The organism is Streptomyces sp. NPDC058295, assembly GCF_042880655.1.
Taxonomy (GTDB): Bacteria; Actinomycetota; Actinomycetes; order Streptomycetales; family Streptomycetaceae; genus Streptomyces; species Streptomyces coriariae.
Map to the genome: position 1 here is coordinate 49,831 of NZ_JBHVYO010000028.1, position 16,606 is coordinate 66,436.

Genomic DNA, 16,606 nt, shown 5'->3' on the forward strand with positions numbered 1-16,606 from the left:
GCGCGCAACGGCGTGGCACGCCTCACCGAAGACTCCCCGCCACCGGCTGACCGGGCCGCCCGACCGTCTGCGGAAAGGACGCCTCGCCCGCCAGCCTTTCGCGCATGCTGTGCACCAGCCGCTGCTCTCCGCCGAGCAGCACCGGGGCGAAGACCGCCGCGCGGTAGGCCGCAGCGATCGGATGCCCGTCCATGAACCCCCGCCCGCCGAAGAGCCGACAGGCGGTACCCACCGCCCGGGGTACGGCCCGGGAGACGAACACCCCGGCCCGCACAGCACGGTCCCACTGGGCGGGTCCGCCCGCGGTGGCTGCGCGACGCGTCACCGCGCGGCACATGCGCACCTCGGCGGTGGCTTCGGCCACGGCGTGCAGGAATGCCTGGCGGTCCGCCAGGGCACCGCCCTGGAACGGCCTGCGGCTCGCGTACCCGAGAACATCCGAGACGGACTGCTGGGCCAGGTCGGTCAGCAGCTGTGCGAGGGCCAGCCGGGTGGCCGCCACGGCGTCGCCGAGCAACGGAGCATGCTGCTCCACGGTGCCCAGCAGCGCATGATCGGGCACGGGAAGAGCGGTCACCTCCAGCCTGGCGAACCGGACGCCGGCCAAGGCGCCGAACCGCTGTTCCCGTACCTGCGTGTGCGCCGCGTCGAGGGGCAGCAGAAGCAGTACGGGACGGTCGTCATGTCGGCGGATGCCCTCGGCGAGCACTGCCCGGGCGTCGGGCAGACCGAGAACCTGATCCGCGTGTCCGTGTGCCTCCAGGCGCCCCGGGGGCCCGTGCAATGCGATGTCGCAGTGGGTGCCCAACAGGCCGTGGGCGGTCGCATGGCCCAGTGCGGTACTCACCCGGTCCGGCCGTGCCGAGGCGTCCGATACCAAACGGTCGAGCAGGTGCCGGGTCAGCCGTCGGGCGACGGTTTTGAGCACGGCCCCGCCGAGCCCCGCGTCGATGCCCCGGTCAGGCGCGGGCATGGAAGGAACCCCGGCTCGTTCCCTCGCCCAGCAGATCGAGGAACGCGCCGAGAGGGAGAGTGGGTACGAGGCTCTCGGCGAAGACCGCCATGTCGAACTCCACGTGGTAGCGGGTCTCGACGTCGGCCACCGTCTCCGCCAACAGCAGTGAATCGAGACCGAGTTGATCAAGCGTGGCTTTCTCGGAGAGCACCGCCACGTCGATACGCAGCCGAGCGGCGAGACGTTGTTTGAGGTCCTCCCGGTCCGGGACCTGACGGACTGTCTCGGCCGAGGTCGACGCTGTATCCACGGTGTCCTCTTCTCTGCCTTGTTCGGTCTGCGCGTGGTAGCGGGGGCGGGAATCAGTGCGGGTCAGGCCGAGCGGCCGGGACGCCGAGGGTTCAGGACTCCACCGGGACGGCCAGTCGTACTCCGGGCGGAAGCTCTCCCGCCGTGGCGGCGGCGCCCAGGCTGAGCCGTCGTACCTTGCCGCTGGCCGTCCGCGGGAGCGCGCCTCGCCGTGCGATGTAGACCTCGCTCACCGGCACCCGGAACTCACGAAGTACGGCGAGCCGGGCACTGTTCACCAGAGCGGCCTCGCCGGCCGCCCCTGTGGCTGTCCTCCGGGCATCCGCCAGCTCCAGGAACAGTACGAGGTCCTCGGTCGCCGCTGTTTCCCGCGCCACGGCGACCGCGGCGACCGCGGCGAGTGTCTCCGGCGAGGCGTCGAGAACCGTCTGCTCGATGTCCGTCGGGGCCAGCAGCCGTCCGGCGTACTTCACGGCTTCCTTCGAACGCCCGATCACGAAGAGCTCGCCGTCGGCCAGCGCACCGAGGTCCCCGGTCGGGACGAGGCCGTCGTCCCCGGCCGCCGGGCGTCGTACGCCGTCGGGGCCGATCGTCCAGCGGGCCGCCGACGCTCCGCCGATCCGGATCTCGCCGACTCGTCCCTGGGGCAGTTCTCGCCCGTCCAGGGCGACGATCCGCACCTCGGTGCCGGGCAACGGGGCGCCGTGGCCGATGAGTTCCCGCACGCCACCGCCACCGCTGCCGTCGACTGACTCCGTTGAGGATCGAGGCTGCGGCAGCGGGACAAGGTGTCCGCGCTCCAGAGCGGCCGTGTCGAAGCGGCGCACCACCGAGCCGACCAGCGGTGCCCGGCAGGCGACCGCGACACAGTTCTCGGCCAACCCGTAAGCAGGCAGCAGCACATGGCGGCGCATCCCCTGCCCGGCGAACGTCTTCTCGAACCGCTCGCAGAGCCGCGGCGCGACACGCTCCGCGCCGATGACGGCGACGCTCAGCGCGGACAGGTCGACACCGGTCAGCCGGGCGGGCGCACGCCCCGCGGCGCGAGCGGCCATCTCGTAGGCGAAGGGAGGGCCGGTGGTGTGCGTGGCGCGAAAGTCGCCCAACTGCTCGATCCAGCGCAGTGGATCACGTACGAACGAACCCGGCGACAGCGCCCGGAAGGCGAATCCCGCGTAAAGGCTGGCCCAGAAGCTGCCGATCAGGCCCATGTCGTGGGAGAGCGGGAGCCACGTCACCGCGCGCCCGGCTGCCATGAGCCCGATGCGCTCGGTGATGGCGCGCAGATTCACGGCCAGGTTGCGGTGGGTGAGGACGATTCCTCTGGGGGCGGCGAGACTGCCCGAACTGAACTGGACCACTGCGACGTCGTCCGGATCGGGCGTCGGTTCCACCTCGTGGGCGGCGACCCGCTCCGGCACCTCTGCCAGGGACAGATGCGCCACCCTCAGTCCGGCGGCGCGACTCTCTTCCGGGCCGATCATCGGTGCGCCGTCCGACACATACCAGCGCGCTCCGCCGACCCGCAGCGCGGCCAGGGCCCGGAGCCGCTCCTGGGTATGGGCGCCGAGCCCTCGCGGTACACCGGTCGGCACCAGGACAGCCCCGCAGAGCGGGATCGCCAAGGACGCCATCATCGCCACCGTGGTGCTGTCCATCTCGAGTGCGACAGCGTCGCCCCGCTTCACCCCGTGGCCGGTGAACCATGCGGCGCGCTCCACGACCCGCGCCCAGAACTCGGGATAGGACATCTCCGCGTCCCCCGCCGCCCCCACCGTGGCCGACACCCCCGAACGAGCGTGCGCGCGAAGAACCTCGGTCAACGTCGCGCACGGATGCGCAGGGTCCCCGTCGTACGCCACCAACTGGTCCTCCTCGACCGCTTTCAGGACTGCCTCCCCTTCAACGAGTTCAGACACCGAAAGTAACAGGCCACACACATACCGTAATTACGGTGATACGGTGCCGTTCCTGGTGACGACCACCCCGAAGGCAGGCATGGTGCGGAGTCCGACCCCCCGCAGAACCGAGGCGCACCAAGCCGCCGAGGCCGCCGACCACCGCCACAGCGCGGACTTCGAGCAGGAAGTCGTACAGTGACCCGCCACGGCTTCGAAGATCTCGCCGGACAACGGTTTCTGATCACCGGGGCCACCGGCTTCGTCGGACGGCGCCTGTGCGCCCGACTCACCGCACAAGGCGCCCGGGTCACGGCCCTGGTGCGAGAAACCTCCGTCCGAGACGGCCTCCCCTCCGACGCGCAACTGACCGTGGGCGATCTCACCACCGCGGAGGGCGCCGAGGCGGTGCGCGAGGCGGCCGCCGCCGCGGACTGCGTGTTCCATCTCGCCGCCGTGGTCAAGTCCCGCTCCGCCGAGGGCTACTGGCGCTGCAACTCAGCAGGCTCCGGACGACTCGCCAAGGCGCTGGCGTCGCTTGCCTCCCCGCCGCGCCTGGTCGTGTGCTCCTCACTGGCCGCCGGCGGTCCCGCACGGCCGGGGCAGCCGCGAACCGAGGACGAACCACCTGCCCCCGTCTCGCATTACGGACGCAGCAAGCTCGCCGGAGAACTCGCCGTCCGAGAACTCGCCGACCGCCTGGCAGTGGTCGCGATCCGTCCGCCCATCGTGTACGGGCCCGGCGACCCGGCGTTTCTGCCGTCGCTGCTGCCGATGATCCGCAGCGGGATCGTCGTCAAAAGCGGCTTCGGGCCGAGGCATTACTCCGTCATCCACGTCGACGACCTGTGCACTGCATTGCTCGCGGCCGCAACTCGGGGCAGGACGATGTGCCCCGACGTCCCGGACTCGGGTGTCTACACGGTCTCGGACGGCACGGAACACACCTGGCACGGGATCTGCCGGACAGTGACCGACGCGCTGGGCCGCCGCCCTCCGCTGGTGCTCCCCGTCCCGCACGCCGTTACGCGAGCCGTCGCCGAGTGCGCCGAGGCACTGGGGCGGCTGGGTGGCTTCGTACCACCACTCAACCGGGACAAGACCCGCGAACTACGCTGCACAGCATGGACGTGCTCGGCCGAACGGGCCCGCGCCGACCTCGGATTCGTTCCGTCGATCCCACTGGCCGAGGGAATTGCCGCCACCCTCGAGGGCTGAGCGCTCCGGCGGCGCGAGACCGCCCGGAGAGCCCCTACGCGTCACAACGCGGCACGCTTCCAGCCGGTGCGGGACCGGCCGGCGGGGTCGCCCCTGCCTGCCCCAACGCGATGCCCTGGCGAAGCCATCGGCGACGCAGAGCCAGACACCGACGCGACGCCCTCGGCTCGCCAGCGGCGGATCGACTCGCGGGCCGTGGCACGGGAGATGCCCATTTCGGCGGCGACACGAGCAACCGGGCAGCCCGCGCGGACTCGTTCGACGAGCAGCCGCCGGTGCACGCGCGCTGTTCGCCGGCGACACCACCGCCCGGCACGGCCATGCCGGCTCCGCCCGTTCCCACGTCCTCGACCCCGTCGCCGCCGACTTCACGTCGACCGGGAAGCCGGTGCCCGCGTCACCGTAACCGAGCGTGCTGTCTGCCGGACCTGAATCCGAGGTGAAGTTCTGACGGTCGGCGGCACCACGCCCCCAAGCTGGGCGCGGCCCGCGTACTTCACCGCTTCGGCGGGATGTGAATCGTTCCTGCGGTGAAGGTGTGCGGCCGTGCGGGTGAGCAGAGCCCGTCATGTCTTCGGCGGGCGTGAGACAGCCGGTAGAACGCCGGAGTCGTTCCCTCATACCGAAGGGTGTTCGTGATGAGTCGAGGCTTGATCGTCGTGGATGTGCAAAAGGACTTCTGCGAAGGAGGCAGCATTCCCGTCGCGGGCGGTGCGCGGATCGCCACGGCGATCGCGGACCTGGTCGAGCGGAGTGCAGGGGGCGACTACCAGTACGTCGTTGCCACCCGTGACCACCACATCGACCCTGGAAGTCACTTCTCCGACAACCCCGACTTCCAGGACAGCTTCCCCGTCCACTGCGTGGCGGGAGACGAGGGCGGCGCATTCCACCCCGGCTTCGCCCCCGCAGTCACCGGCGGCAAGGTCGATGCCGTCTTCTTCAAGGGCGCGCACAGCGCCTCCAAGAGCGGCTTCGAAGGATCTGACACACACGGCACTTCCCTGGCGGACTGGCTGCGCGCCCGCGGGGTGAAGCACGTCGACGTAGTGGGCATCGCCACGGACCACTGCGTCCGGGCCACGGCACTGGACGCCGTGAAGGCCGGCTTCCGTGCACGCGTACGCCTGGACTACTCCGTCGGGGTCGCCCCGGACACCACATCCGCGGCTCTGGACGACTTCCGCCGGGCCGGCGTCGCCGTCTCCGGCGCGGCGCCCGCGGAATAGTCTCCATGGCCGGTGCGGGAACGGCCGGAGGCAAGCGCGGACGGGTGGCTGTATCGGGTGAGCGCATCACCAGCCTCGATCGTTTCCCAGGGGCCGTCAGCTTGCTGACGGCCGACCCCGGCCAATGCCTGCCGGCGGCATCGTCGCACCGGACGATGCGCGTCCACTCCCAGGGCATGATCGCCCCGCTCGTCGACGCACTCCGCTCGCTCCCCGCCGTGACGCGATTACTGGATGCCGTCGCATCCGGGAACATCCGCTTCGACGCCACCCGAACGACCTGCGGCGCGCCATGAGCGGCAACCGCACCGGATCTGCCTGAGTGACGGCTCATGGCCACGGCTTCGTGCGGCTGGCTGAAGCCTGCCGCGTGTCCGCGCCGGAGCTGACGTGCCGCTGGGTCTCCTGCGGGCCGTACCAGTCCAGGCACATCACGGTGGCATCGTCTTCGAGCCGGCCGCCGGCAGCGTCGCGGACTGCGGACGTCAGTGTCAGCGCGACCTCCCGCGGGTGCAGATCCCGGGTGTGCTCCAGCAGGGCGGGCAGGTCGACCGTCCCCCCATGACGTTCGAGCATGCCGTCGGTGAGCATGAGCAGACGGTCGCCGGGGCGCAGATCGATATCCTGAACGCGGTAGGAGTGGGGCGCGGACTCGGACAGCCCGAAGGGCTGGTCCACCTCGCAGGTGACCTCCTCCGCCGTCCCCTCGCGCATGCGCAGGGGCCAGGGGTGGCCGGCGTTGACCAGCTGGGCCCGCCCGGTGCGGAGGCTGATGCGCAGCAACTGCCCGGTGGCGTGACCGTGACCGTGGTCGGCCAGGGCCTGGTCGGCACGATGGGCCTGCTCGGCCAGACCGGCTCCTGCTCGGCGGGCGCCGCGCAGGGCGGCCACCAGGACGGTGGCGGCCAGTGCGGCATCGATGTCGTGCCCCATGGGATCGGTCACCGACACATGCAGGGTGTCACGGTCCAGGGTGTAGTCGAAGGTGTCGCCGCTGAGGTCTTCGGAGGGCTCCAGGCTCCCGCACAGGGTGAACTGTGCGGCCTCGCACGACAGTGAGGCGGGCAGCAGCTGGTACTGGATCTCTGCTGCCAGCGTGGGGGGTCTGGAGCGTTTGCCCCAGGTGTAGAGGTCGGTGAAGCGTCCGTTGGCGATCACTATGTAGGCCAGGGCGTGGGCGGCTTCCCCGACCGCTTCCAGGACGTCCTCACCAGGGGCGGCCGGCAGGAGCAGTTCCAGCAGCCCGATCGCATCCCCCCGGTTGGTGACCGGCACGATCACCCGCTGTCCCTGGCTGCTCGCCTCCTGGTACAGCCGCTGGGTGCAGATCACCTCCTCGTAGACGCTGCCGAACATGGGAATCCGCTCCGCTTCCCGCCCACCCTGCACCGCCTCCGCGGTGGACAGCCGCACTACCGTCTTTCCCGTCAGGTCCACGATGAGGAAGGAGACCTTCGTGGCCTCGAAACGCCGCCGCAGGTCCTCGGCGACCACGTCGACGGCAGCCACCGGCGCCGCCGTCTCCGCTGCCGTCAGCAGCCGGGGAAGTGCACTCTGCCCACCACTCACGGCCACGGTCCCTTCCACCATCCCCCCTACCAGCATGGGAACCCCCACGGTGGGCGTCAATCCGTGAGCGGTCACGGCGGGTGAACACGTGATGCGTTCACAGAGATGAATCAGTCCGGGCGTCCGCCTGCGGACGTCCGGTCGCGGAGGTGGTGCGGGGGGGGGCAACGTACAGCTCATGGCTCGCGCGCCGTCGCCGTGCACCAGGACGGGCAGCGATGGTGGGGTGCCGCACAGAGCGGACGTGATGCCTGTCAAGGCGGCGTCGGGTCTATGCGGCGTCCCACTGACGGGGGCGGCCGCCCCGCCATTCCACCCGCCCGGGATCGTCAAGCAGCTCGTCCGGATCGGACAGTCCGGCAGCCTCAAGGAACACGACCAGGTCGTGGTCGGAGTGAGCCAGGCCCAGAATCTCGTCCTGGCCGCCTCGGTTCACGCTCACCCGCCGACCGCCCCTTTCAGACGGCCGGTGCACAACGATCAAGGCGCTTTCCACAACATCCAGGGTGCCCCTTCTCCCAGGTGGGCGCAGCCCAGCACACCGGGCTGATCGCTGGGCACGGCGGAGCCGGCCGGGCGGCAGTCAACGGCTTCGCGCCGCGCCGCGTCGCCCTTGTGCGGGCGGAGGCGGCGAGAAGCTGTCTTCCTCCTCCAGCGATGGGAGTTCGATGGTGTAGCGCGGCTGGAGAAACAGATCGGTGTACTGCGGCGCAGCTGGCAAGTCTGCTGCGTTCTGCAGGGAACGCGCGGCAGTCGGGCGCAAGACGGCACAAATCCCGGCAGTCATCGGACTGCCGGGATTCGGGGTGGTGCGCCTACTTGGGCTTGATCGCGTCCTTGGCCTTCTCCTTGGCCGCGCGCAGGTCACCCTTGGATTCCTCGACCTGCCCCTCGGCCTTCAGGGACTCGTTACCCGCCGCGCCCCCTGCGACCTTCTTGAGCTTGCCCTTGGCCTGCTCCCCCTGGGCCTGACCCTTCTCGTCCGCAGCCACAACCACTCACCCCTGTCTCACTCGAAATAGTTCACCCCCCGTCTCACCGCAGATTCAACCCCCAAACCGGGCTGCTGCCGCACGGATTTCTCGCAGCTCAGGACCCCAAAAAACATAAGCTCCACAGGAGTGGAGATCGCTCCGTAGGGCACACGAGGGCTCGGAGGTTGATAACCATGGTTCCTATTCTTCTTGTTCTTCTGCTCGCCCTGATCCTCTTCGGCGCCGGTTTCGCACTCAAGGCTCTGTGGTGGATCGCTGTCATCGTGCTGATCGTGTGGGTCCTCGGCTTCGTGATCCGCCCCACGGCAAGCGGCGGCAAGCGGGGCCGCTGGTACCGCTGGTGAGCGGGCCTGAACAGCGCACCGATACGGGTGGGGCCCGACGCCGCGACGTCGGGCCCCACCCGTATTCCATGCCCCTGTTGCGGCAGGGACGAAGGTGGTGATTCTGTCGATTCGGGGTACTGGGAGGTCACGGCCGGAGGCAGCCGTGACGCCAGGAATCATGGCCTCCAGCTCGGCGCCTCCGGCCATCCATATTTCTTCTCGGCATGAATGTGTGGGGTCCGAGAGACCGGGGCACCCGGCTTTCTGAGGAAGCGTCATCGAATTCGATGACGTCTGTACGAATTCACAGTTCGGCTACGGCAGTAGCAAGGAATCTCGATAAGGGAGCCGCTCTTCATGAGTGACAGCATCTGGGGCTACCAGCCGACCACCGGCTACACCGCGGGCACTGACCTGATCGGATGGAAGGTCGAGGCCACCGACGGAAGCATCGGGAAGGTCGACAAGCACTCGGACGACGTCAACTCCTCGTACCTCGTCGTCGACACCGGCGTGTGGATCTTCGGCAAGCAGGTTCTGCTGCCGGCCGGGACCGTGAAAACGGTCGACCTGGCCGAGCGAAAGATCTATGTCGGCCTCACGAAGGAGCAGATCAAGGACTCCCCCGAGTTCGACAAGGACAAGCATGTCGGCGACGCCGGGTACCACGAGCAGGTCGGCAGCTACTACCAGACCCACCGAGGTATCTGACCGTACGCACCCGCCCACAAGTGGGGCCCACCGGAGACCCTCCGGTGGGCCCCACTTCTCGTGGCCTGGGCCTGGCCAGGCCCAGGCCAGGGCTGGGCTGGGCTGGGCTGGGCTGGGCTGGGCTGGGCTGGGCTGGGCTGGGCTGGGCTGGGCTGGGCTGGGCTGGGCTGGGCTGGGTGCACCGGGTCCACCCTAAAATCGCCCCGCATGCATTTTTCGAACCCGGGTAGGCCATCTGCTGCCGGCGCGCAAGGGCTGGTGGCCGAAGGCTGGATCGCACAGGAGGGGCCTGACATGACAGTGGCGAAGACGGTAGAGGCACAGACCGTGGTGCTGCCCGAGATTGCGGACCCCTCGCAGGTCGCCCCCAGGGACGCACGGCAGCTGTCCAGGCTGTTCTTCGACCGACTCGCCGTGCTCGAAGAAGGCACACGCGAGTACCAGTACGCGCGCAACACTCTCATCGAGATGAACATGACCCTCGTCCAGTACGCGGCCGGGCGCTTCCGCAGCCGCAGCCAGGACGAGATGGAGGACATCGTCCAGGTCGGCACGATCGGACTGATCAAGGCCATCGACCGGTTCGAGCTGTCCCGCGAAGTCGAGTTCACCTCCTTCGCGGTCCCCTACATCGTCGGCGAGATCAAGCGCTTCTTCCGCGACACGAGCTGGGCCGTCCACGTCCCGCGCCGCCTTCAGGAAGCCCGCATTCAGCTCGCCAAAGCCACCGAGGAGCTCCGCAGCCGGCTCGGCCGCATGCCTACCGTCCAGGAACTGTCGCAGCTGATGTGCCTGAGCGAGGAGGAAGTCAACGAAGCGCGCCTGGCTTCCAACGGCTACAACTCCTCCTCCCTGGACGCCGCCGTCAGCTCCAGCGAGGACGGTGAAGCAGCCCTGGCCGACTTCATCGGCATCGATGACAACGCACTCGAACTCGTCGAGGACTTCAACGCCCTGGCACCGATGATCGCCAATCTCGACGACCGCGAACGGCGCATCATCCACATGCGCTTCGTCGACGAACTCACCCAAGCCCAGATCGGCGAACACCTCGGCATCTCCCAGATGCACGTCTCCCGCCTCCTCAACCGCACCCTCGCCAAACTCCGCGAAGGCATGCTCACCACCAACTGACCGCATCCGCCCGAACACACCGCCGGTTCGCATCACGGGGGTCTGTCAGATGAACGGGGCCGGCCCGTGGTCGGTGGTGACGTTGGGTGTCCGTCAGCGTAGGAGGCTGCGGTGGCGGAGGAGGTCGAATCCGGTGCGCCCATGCCTCTGTCTCATGATCCTCTTGGTGCGGGTGTTGACGCCTTCGGCGCGGCCCTTGTGGTAGTGCAGCGTGAGGCCGGCGCTCACGCCGCGTCCGGGTCCGTCCCCGCTTCGAGGAGCCCCGTTCCTGCTGACGGCCTTGAGGGCGGCGACGAAGACGTTGATGCCGCTGGAGTCCATGAAGGTCACCCTGCTGAGGTCCACCACGATCCGCGACGGCGGCTCCGTGCCGTACCCGGACAGCAGGGCTGCGCTGAGTATCTCTTTTACGTCGTGGTCGATCTCGCCTGCACGGTGACGACGCGCACGCCGCCGGCCATGCGGTGGACGGCGGAGAACCGGTCCGGCCGGTCCGCTTGCTCGATGCGGGTCCCCGTCTCCTCAACTGCGCTCAGTTGCCCCGGGGCAGGGCGTGCACGGACGATTCTGTCCCGGGGCCGCGGCCACATACTCTCGGGCAGGTGTGCTGACAACATGCCTCTGACATGCACCACGGGATCGGGGGTAGGGGCGCGCCTGAAATGGGGAATGAGGGCGAGGCCAGTTGCGATCCCACGCCGACGACGACGGCTGCACGGAACCCGACGAGCACCTGCTGCGGGCCGGCTATGCCCTGGACGGAGAAGACGGCTGCATCGCCGACGCCCGCCACCACGCCGTCGCCTTCCTCGACCGGGCCCACACCGACCATCGCCTGCCGGTGTCCGCCAGGGCGCGGGACCTCACCCAGCTGGTGGTCAGCGAACTGGTCACCAACGCCCTCAAGTACGCTCCCGGGCCCGTCCTGATGGAGCTGCGCATCACCGTCGGTGCCGTGGATGTCGTCGTGTGGGACAGCGATCCCGCCGTCCCCGCGGCCCGGCCCGCCGATCCCGACCGGATCGGCCAGCACGGCCTGGAGATCGTCAAGGCCGTCACCGAGAACCTGTTCATCGCGCAGGAGCCGGTCGGCAAACGCATCACGGCCCGCATCGCCCTGACCGGCACACCTGGCCATGGCACCGCCCGCCGCTGAATAAGCAGTCACCCCGGCGGATCCGGTCGGGCGTGGATCCGCACGAAGCGGCCCATGTCGTCGATGTCTCGGAGCGCGCGGTCCAGTGGCCGCAGCCAATGTCCCCGACGGTTCTGGTCCGAAGCTGCTGCTCATGCGCGGCCGGCCAGGCACATTGCAGCGTGCTGCGCGCTACGCCCGGGCTGCTGGGAAGACGGGGAATCGGGTTCCGTCCCGTGTGCACCGAGCCGAGCCGGGACGGGAGCTCGGGGGCCGGCGGCGGCAGGGATACGTGAGGGAATCCTTGCGACGTATGCAGCTATTGCGTGCCTGGCCGGTTTCTTCAGGAGGGGAGGGCGGCCTGGAGCGTGGCATACATCGGCATGAGGTCGTCCAGGCCGACGAGGCGCAGGAGCCGTTGCACGGGTGCGGGAACGTTGGCCAGGCGGAGCCAGCCGTCGCTGTCCTGCGCGGCACGGTGGGCGTAGACGAGGAAGGAGATGCCGCTGCAGTCCATGAAGGTGACGTTCTCGAAGTCGATGACCGTGCGGGGTGCGCACTCCTCGCCCGCGCCGCTGTCGAACGCCCAGCCCAGGAAGGGCACGCTGCTGCGGTCGATCTCCCCGCTCAGCGTCAGGACGTGCACGCCGGCAGGGGTGGTGTGCTGGGAGACGGCCAGGGGGGATACGTCCATGGGACCACCTCGTTCTTCCTCCGGAGATCCATGAAACGGAGTCGGTGTCCTCCCCCACGCAAGCGCATGAGCGGTTGCAGCGTCAACAAAATCCGGGTTCGTATACCGCACCACTTCTTGGGACGGCGCGGGCTGGTGACGAGGGCCAGTGAGGCCCTCGGCCTGCGGTTCCCTGTTGATCAAGGACGCGAGGCAGCCGAGAAGACCCCCGGGGGCAGCGTCTGCTGGGTGGCCGGGCTGACAGCACGGTGGCCGACCGCGCCCGCCGCCCATAGCACCCGTGTGACCCGGCTGATGGCCGAAGCAGCCGTCGACCGCGTCCCCGGCAGGTCCGGCCCCGGCGTCATCGGCCGCGCCTCGTGGTTCCACGTGCTCGAGTGCAGCCGGCCGGTGTGAGGTGCGGGTGTGGTGTGGCTGGGTCCGGTGATGGGAGCGCAGGCTCCAGCTTCCACCGGAGCTGTTCGCGGACGTGCCGGAGAAGCTGGTCGCGGCCCGGCGGGCGCGGGCGGCGAGGGAGCACCCCCTCGGACCTGCGGGCGGCAGCTGGGCCGATGCGGTACACGCTGCTGGCCACGCTGTGCCACGACTCGCTGGTGGAGCTGTTCATTCAGCTCGTGCAGTGCATCGCCCCGGGGAAGGCCCGTTCGCGGATCAAAGGCAACCGCTGATCAGGCAGCGAAATGACCGTCCGCCGTTCAGTGCTTGTCGTCGCCGGCCTGGCGGAGTCGGTCCGTGTGGTGGGTGATCGTGGCGATGCGAGCTGCAAGGTCGGGGTGATTGGCCTTGAGGTGGGTGTGGGTGTCGGCGAGTGGATCGATGAGGGCGGCGGCGTCGTTGTCGGCGAGGGCGTCGGCGAGCCGTGCCAGAGATGTGCGGGAAGGAGTGGGGAGGTCGGTCAGTGCCGTGATCTGACCCGCGATCTGGCGCAGTTCGGCGGCGTTGGTCCGGGCCCAGGCGCTGATGGTGCGGTCGGCGGCCCGGCGGTTGCGGATGGCCTGTACGCGCTGTTCGCCGGTGGCGCCGGGTGTTCCGGGGCGTACGCGCAGGTAACGGCGCTCGGCGGCCTGCCGACTGGCGACACCCAGGGGGTGGGCAAGGTCCGCCCAGCTCGAGCCTGCGGCGCGGGCTGCCTCGATCAGCCCCGGTTCCCATCCTGCGAGTTCGTCGCGTAGTTCACGCAACAGCAGGAGTGCGGCCAGTGCCTGGTCCGCACTGGCCGGTCCGTCCTGGGGGTGCACTGCGGTCTGCGGGTCGTGGGCGGTGCGGACCGCCTCGCTGATCGCGTTCAGCGCCGTCGCAGCAGCGAAGAACGAGGCGGGGTCATGCGGCGCGGGGGAGGCGGTCATGAAGATCCTCTCTGGTGTCACCCTTTTGATGACACCTTCATTTGTCATCGTTCGGATGACATGCTACAACAGTGTCAGACGAAGCGCATTGGCAGTTCCTGCCAGACCTGTGGAGGTGTTATCGCGATGTTGATGCGCACTGACCCGTTCCGCGAACTCGACCGTCTCGCCCAGCAGCTGACGGGTGGGGCCGGCACCTGGACGAGGCCCTCGACCATGCCGATGGACGCCTACCGTGAGGGCGAGGTGTACGTGATCGCCCTCGACCTGCCCGGCGTCGCGAGGGACGCGATCGACATCGACGTCGAGCGGAACATGCTCACCGTCAAGGCCGAGCGCCGACCGGTCGAGAAGGCCGACGACGTGCACATGGAGCTCTCCGAGCGGCCCTTGGGCGTCTTCTCCCGCCAGCTGGTGCTGGCCGACACGCTGGACACCGAGCGCATCACGGCCGACTACGAAGCAGGGGTGCTGACCCTGCGGATCCCCATCGCCGAGCGAGCCAAGCCCCGCAAGATCGCCATCGGCGACAAGACCGAGCGCCCGCAGATCAGCGGCTGAGGAGCCAGTTCTCCGACCGCGCCGACAGCGGAGGACGGGCACCGCCCCCCTCTGGTCCCGTCCTGTGCCCTACGTCCTTCACCCGACGACGTAAAGAGCAGTGGTGGCCATGCGATGGAAAGCATTCCTCGATCACGTTCAGGAACGCGGCCAGTACGCCACACCCCAGGAAGCCGAACGGGCTGCGCGTACCGTACTGGCGTTGCTCGGCGCACATCTGGTGGGCGAGGTCCGGGCCGAGCTGGCCGCCCGGCTCCCGGAGACCTTCGCCCTGATTCTGCTCAACCCGCTTCAGGCCACCGAACCGCTGTCGCCTGAGCGGTTCGTACGGGCGACCGCGGCGTGGATCGAGGGAGCCACCGAACAGACCGCGGCCTGGGATGTCAGCGCCGCACTGAGCGTGACCGCCGATGCGGCGGGCGAGGAGCTCACTCGCCGCATCCTGCTCCAGCTCCCCCCGGGCTACGACCTCCTCTTCGGCCATCCCCAACCCGCCTGAGCCCAGGCAAGCGTGACCCGCTCACCCATCAGCAGGGCCGGCCCGACGCTCACCTCCAGTCGGCCCTTCCCACCGGCGAAAGCGCCCTTGCACAAGAAAGGCAGTCACTTCCGATGCTTCAGCTGCGTGAACCGGCCTCTGCCCGGCCCGGCATGACGTTTCACCAGATGCTGGAAAGAGTCCGGTACGAAGGCGCGTATCCCACCCGGGAGCGGGCCGAGGACGTCACGCGCGCCGTGCTGGGGGCCCTGGGCCGCCAAGTCACCGGAGACGAACGCGTCGAACTCGCCGCCTGCCTCCCCACCGAGGCCGCCCTCGCATTCACCAGCCAGATCCCCGACCCCCAACAGCTCACCGGCTGGGGCTTCGTCAAAGACCTGGCCACTCGTACGGGAGCCACCCCCGCGATGGCCCGTTGGGACACCGGAACCGTCCTCACCGCCGTAGGCCACCTCGCCGGCCCCGACCTCCTGGACCGCATCCTCAACCAGCTCCCGTCCGGATACGCCCTGCTGTTCGGCCGCGCCGAACTCATCCGGGCCGCCTGACAGTTCCGGGCAGGCAGTGCGGTGATGGCTAGGCGGACACGCAGCGATGCGGCCGGGGCACCGTCACCGGACCGTGCGCCGGACCCGGCCAAAAGCTCGAAGAGCGTCATGACGTGCTGCTGCACCTCGGCCGCGAACGGCTGGTTGCGCAGCGCCGCCTCCGTTGTCCTGCACGAAGCGGGCCGCGGCCGTGATGCCACCGGCTGTCAGCTCGGCGTAGCGGCGCGGGAGTTCGCGTCGGGTCTCGGGTCCTGCGGGCTGCCGCTTGCCCCAGTCGGTGAGTTCGGCGACCGCGGCGGAGAAGTCGGCTAGTGCAGCGCGAGGATCTCCTCCTTCGACCCAGCCGTAACCGGAGGCGATCGCCGAACTCACTGGCTTGCTCGCGCCGGGTGACAGTCTCTGCTGAGCGCCGGAAAGGGGCCAGTACGGTTCCGTCAGGCCTGCCGGGGCGGCGGGTTGCTCGTGGATTGCGCGCCCTGCTCCTGTCCGGTCGTGGCGGACCAACTGGCGAGTAGCTTCAGGCCGTCCTCCGCGGCGGTATCGGGGGGCGCGCTGTAGACGACAACGCTCAGGCCGCTTTCGTCCGGCAGGCTCAGGGTCTCCTGATCGAGTTCCAGTTCGCCGACGAGCGGATGGTTGAGGCGTTTGGTGCTCTCGCGGAAGACATGCACGTCGTGCGAGCCCCACATCACGCGGAAGGCGTCGCTGCGGGTGGACAGTTCACCGATCAGGTTCGACAGCTCCCGGTCGTAGGGGTTCTTCCCCGCCTCGATGCGCAGCGCGCCCACGGCGAAGCGGGCCATGCGCTCCCAGTCGGTGTAGAACCGCCTGGCTGCGGAGTTGAAGAACGCGAACCGGACGACGTTCGCCCCGCATGTCGGGTCGGCATACATCTCCGAGTACAGGGCCCGGCCCAACGGGTTGGCGGCCAGCGCATCGAGGCGGTTATTCATCACGTACGCCGGCAGCTCCGGCATGCCATCGACGATCCGCGCCACACTCGGCCGCACCGTCGGTCGGCTCTCCCGCCGCGGTGCCCGCGTTTGCGGCGCCGGTCCGGCAGCGCGGGCGAGGTCGTACAGGTACATGCGCTCGGTGTCGTCGAGGCGCAGGGCGTGGGCGAGGGTGTCGAGCACACTGTCGGAGACCCCTTGGAGGTTGCCGCGCTCCAGGCGCGTGTAGTACTCGACGCTCACGCCGGCGAGTGCGGCGACCTCTCCCCTGCGCAGTCCGGGCACCCGGCGCTGACCGTACGTCGGCAGACCGGCCTGCTCTGGGGTGATCTTGTCGCGTCGGGAGCGGAGGAATGCGCTGACTGCGTCCCTGTTGTCCATGAGGCCAGGGTAGGCAGGCTGCGTGACAGGTGAGGGGCCCTGCCAGTACCCCTCACAGCAAGGACTCCCCCGTCACGGCCGTCTCGCGTTGCATGGTGCGTGCCCCGATCCTCCCGGGGCCCGACCGGTGCGAGGACGCACGCGC

The 16,606-nt window shown here is 69.3% G+C and carries 21 protein-coding genes and 2 pseudogenes; 11 read left to right on the forward strand and 12 right to left on the reverse strand.

All coding sequences use genetic code 11. From position 1 onward, the window contains the following. Positions 1-22: 22 nt before the first annotated feature. The 3 genes from ACFVYS_RS27460 to ACFVYS_RS27470 all read right to left on the reverse strand — a co-directional run bounded on the left by ACFVYS_RS27460 (position 23) and on the right by ACFVYS_RS27470 (position 3,204). The gene (locus ACFVYS_RS27460) at positions 23-973 is read right to left on the reverse strand and encodes an acyl-CoA dehydrogenase family protein (protein WP_389506188.1); all 951 of its coding nucleotides are present in this window, start codon (positions 971-973) and stop codon (positions 23-25) included. Continuing rightward, positions 960-1,265, reverse strand: a complete 306-nt coding sequence (locus ACFVYS_RS27465) for an acyl carrier protein (RefSeq protein WP_389506190.1) — start codon at positions 1,263-1,265, stop codon at positions 960-962. The genes ACFVYS_RS27460 and ACFVYS_RS27465 overlap by 14 nt, the downstream gene beginning before the upstream one ends. A gap of 91 nt (positions 1,266-1,356) precedes the next feature. Further along, entirely contained in the window at positions 1,357-3,204 is a 1,848-nt protein-coding gene (locus ACFVYS_RS27470; protein ID WP_389506192.1) for an AMP-binding protein, read from the reverse strand. Positions 3,205-3,226: 22 nt separating this feature from the next. Here ACFVYS_RS27470 and ACFVYS_RS27475 point away from each other — a divergent pair, with 22 nt between their 5' ends. Together ACFVYS_RS27475 and ACFVYS_RS27480 are read left to right on the forward strand one after the other, a co-directional pair. Next, the gene (locus ACFVYS_RS27475; protein ID WP_389506194.1) at positions 3,227-3,364 is read left to right on the forward strand and encodes a hypothetical protein; all 138 of its coding nucleotides are present in this window, start codon (positions 3,227-3,229) and stop codon (positions 3,362-3,364) included. Beyond that, positions 3,361-4,380 (forward strand): NAD-dependent epimerase/dehydratase family protein, encoded by a 1,020-nt coding sequence (locus ACFVYS_RS27480; protein WP_389506196.1) that lies wholly within the window; start codon positions 3,361-3,363, stop codon positions 4,378-4,380. The genes ACFVYS_RS27475 and ACFVYS_RS27480 overlap by 4 nt, the downstream gene beginning before the upstream one ends. 157 nt (positions 4,381-4,537) lie before the next feature. Here the strand turns inward: ACFVYS_RS27480 and ACFVYS_RS27485 are convergent. Then, a pseudogene (locus tag ACFVYS_RS27485) lies at positions 4,538-4,661 on the reverse strand (helix-turn-helix domain-containing protein); the annotation flags it as partial. A gap of 357 nt (positions 4,662-5,018) precedes the next feature. Between ACFVYS_RS27485 and ACFVYS_RS27490 the strand changes: the two are divergent. Both ACFVYS_RS27490 and ACFVYS_RS27495 read left to right on the forward strand, forming a co-directional pair. Continuing rightward, positions 5,019-5,609 (forward strand): isochorismatase family protein, encoded by a 591-nt coding sequence (locus ACFVYS_RS27490; protein WP_389506198.1) that lies wholly within the window; start codon positions 5,019-5,021, stop codon positions 5,607-5,609. Between the two features lie 5 nt (positions 5,610-5,614). Continuing rightward, a complete protein-coding gene (locus tag ACFVYS_RS27495; protein ID WP_389506200.1) occupies positions 5,615-5,905 on the forward strand; it encodes a hypothetical protein in 291 nt (96 codons plus the stop codon). Positions 5,906-5,939: 34 nt separating this feature from the next. Here the strand turns inward: ACFVYS_RS27495 and ACFVYS_RS27500 are convergent, their stop codons facing one another. From ACFVYS_RS27500 to ACFVYS_RS27510, 3 genes are all read right to left on the reverse strand, one after another. Then, positions 5,940-7,118 (reverse strand): PP2C family protein-serine/threonine phosphatase, encoded by a 1,179-nt coding sequence (locus ACFVYS_RS27500; protein WP_389506282.1) that lies wholly within the window; start codon positions 7,116-7,118, stop codon positions 5,940-5,942. A 331-nt stretch (positions 7,119-7,449) separates the two neighbouring features. Continuing rightward, positions 7,450-7,674 carry a hypothetical protein gene (locus tag ACFVYS_RS27505; protein WP_389506202.1) on the reverse strand — a complete coding sequence of 75 codons (225 nt, stop codon included), beginning with the start codon at positions 7,672-7,674 and terminating at the stop codon, positions 7,450-7,452. 319 nt (positions 7,675-7,993) lie between these two features. After that, a complete protein-coding gene (locus ACFVYS_RS27510; protein WP_389506204.1) occupies positions 7,994-8,170 on the reverse strand; it encodes a CsbD family protein in 177 nt (58 codons plus the stop codon). A gap of 176 nt (positions 8,171-8,346) precedes the next feature. Between ACFVYS_RS27510 and ACFVYS_RS27515 the strand changes: the two genes are divergently transcribed. The 3 genes from ACFVYS_RS27515 to ACFVYS_RS27525 all read left to right on the forward strand — a co-directional run bounded on the left by ACFVYS_RS27515 (position 8,347) and on the right by ACFVYS_RS27525 (position 10,344). Next, the gene (locus ACFVYS_RS27515) at positions 8,347-8,517 is read left to right on the forward strand and encodes a hydrophobic protein (protein ID WP_067385923.1); all 171 of its coding nucleotides are present in this window, start codon (positions 8,347-8,349) and stop codon (positions 8,515-8,517) included. Between the two features lie 339 nt (positions 8,518-8,856). After that, a complete protein-coding gene (locus ACFVYS_RS27520; RefSeq protein WP_385557194.1) occupies positions 8,857-9,210 on the forward strand; it encodes a PRC-barrel domain-containing protein in 354 nt (117 codons plus the stop codon). A 294-nt stretch (positions 9,211-9,504) separates the two neighbouring features. Continuing rightward, positions 9,505-10,344 (forward strand): RNA polymerase sigma factor SigF, encoded by an 840-nt coding sequence (locus tag ACFVYS_RS27525; RefSeq protein WP_389506206.1) that lies wholly within the window; start codon positions 9,505-9,507, stop codon positions 10,342-10,344. 93 nt (positions 10,345-10,437) lie between these two features. On the opposite strand, the gene ACFVYS_RS27530 is transcribed toward ACFVYS_RS27525, so the two are convergent. Both ACFVYS_RS27530 and ACFVYS_RS27535 read right to left on the reverse strand, forming a co-directional pair. After that, positions 10,438-10,665, reverse strand: coding sequence for a hypothetical protein (locus ACFVYS_RS27530; RefSeq protein WP_389506290.1), 228 nt, complete (start codon positions 10,663-10,665; stop codon positions 10,438-10,440). Continuing rightward, a pseudogene (locus ACFVYS_RS27535) lies at positions 10,663-10,767 on the reverse strand (anti-sigma factor antagonist); the annotation flags it as partial. The pseudogene ACFVYS_RS27535 and the gene ACFVYS_RS27530, both read right to left, overlap by 3 nt. Positions 10,768-11,029: 262 nt before the next feature. Here ACFVYS_RS27535 and ACFVYS_RS27540 point away from each other — a divergent pair. Continuing rightward, positions 11,030-11,500: an ATP-binding protein gene (locus ACFVYS_RS27540; protein WP_389506207.1), complete on the forward strand. Its 471-nt coding sequence runs from the start codon at positions 11,030-11,032 to the stop codon at positions 11,498-11,500. Positions 11,501-11,822: 322 nt separating this feature from the next. Here the strand turns inward: ACFVYS_RS27540 and ACFVYS_RS27545 are convergent, their stop codons facing one another. Both ACFVYS_RS27545 and ACFVYS_RS27550 read right to left on the reverse strand, forming a co-directional pair. Next, positions 11,823-12,173 (reverse strand): STAS domain-containing protein, encoded by a 351-nt coding sequence (locus ACFVYS_RS27545; RefSeq protein ID WP_389506209.1) that lies wholly within the window; start codon positions 12,171-12,173, stop codon positions 11,823-11,825. A 695-nt stretch (positions 12,174-12,868) separates the two neighbouring features. Then, complete coding sequence (locus tag ACFVYS_RS27550; RefSeq protein ID WP_389506211.1) at positions 12,869-13,519, reverse strand: type III effector protein; 651 nt, start codon at positions 13,517-13,519, stop codon at positions 12,869-12,871. A 126-nt stretch (positions 13,520-13,645) separates the two neighbouring features. Between ACFVYS_RS27550 and ACFVYS_RS27555 the strand changes: the two genes are divergently transcribed. The 3 genes from ACFVYS_RS27555 (at position 13,646) to ACFVYS_RS27565 (ending at position 15,127) form a co-directional block, all read left to right on the forward strand. Further along, on the forward strand, positions 13,646-14,080 hold the full coding sequence (locus ACFVYS_RS27555) for an Hsp20/alpha crystallin family protein (RefSeq protein ID WP_389506213.1): 435 nt from the start codon (positions 13,646-13,648) through the stop codon (positions 14,078-14,080). A 103-nt stretch (positions 14,081-14,183) separates the two neighbouring features. Continuing rightward, positions 14,184-14,579 (forward strand): DUF2267 domain-containing protein, encoded by a 396-nt coding sequence (locus ACFVYS_RS27560; protein ID WP_384119323.1) that lies wholly within the window; start codon positions 14,184-14,186, stop codon positions 14,577-14,579. 113 nt (positions 14,580-14,692) lie between these two features. Continuing rightward, entirely contained in the window at positions 14,693-15,127 is a 435-nt protein-coding gene (locus tag ACFVYS_RS27565) for a DUF2267 domain-containing protein (protein WP_389506215.1), read from the forward strand. A 434-nt stretch (positions 15,128-15,561) separates the two neighbouring features. Here the strand turns inward: ACFVYS_RS27565 and ACFVYS_RS27570 are convergent, their stop codons facing one another. Then, positions 15,562-16,461, reverse strand: a complete 900-nt coding sequence (locus ACFVYS_RS27570) for a helix-turn-helix transcriptional regulator (RefSeq protein WP_389506217.1) — start codon at positions 16,459-16,461, stop codon at positions 15,562-15,564. Positions 16,462-16,606 lie beyond the last annotated feature (145 nt).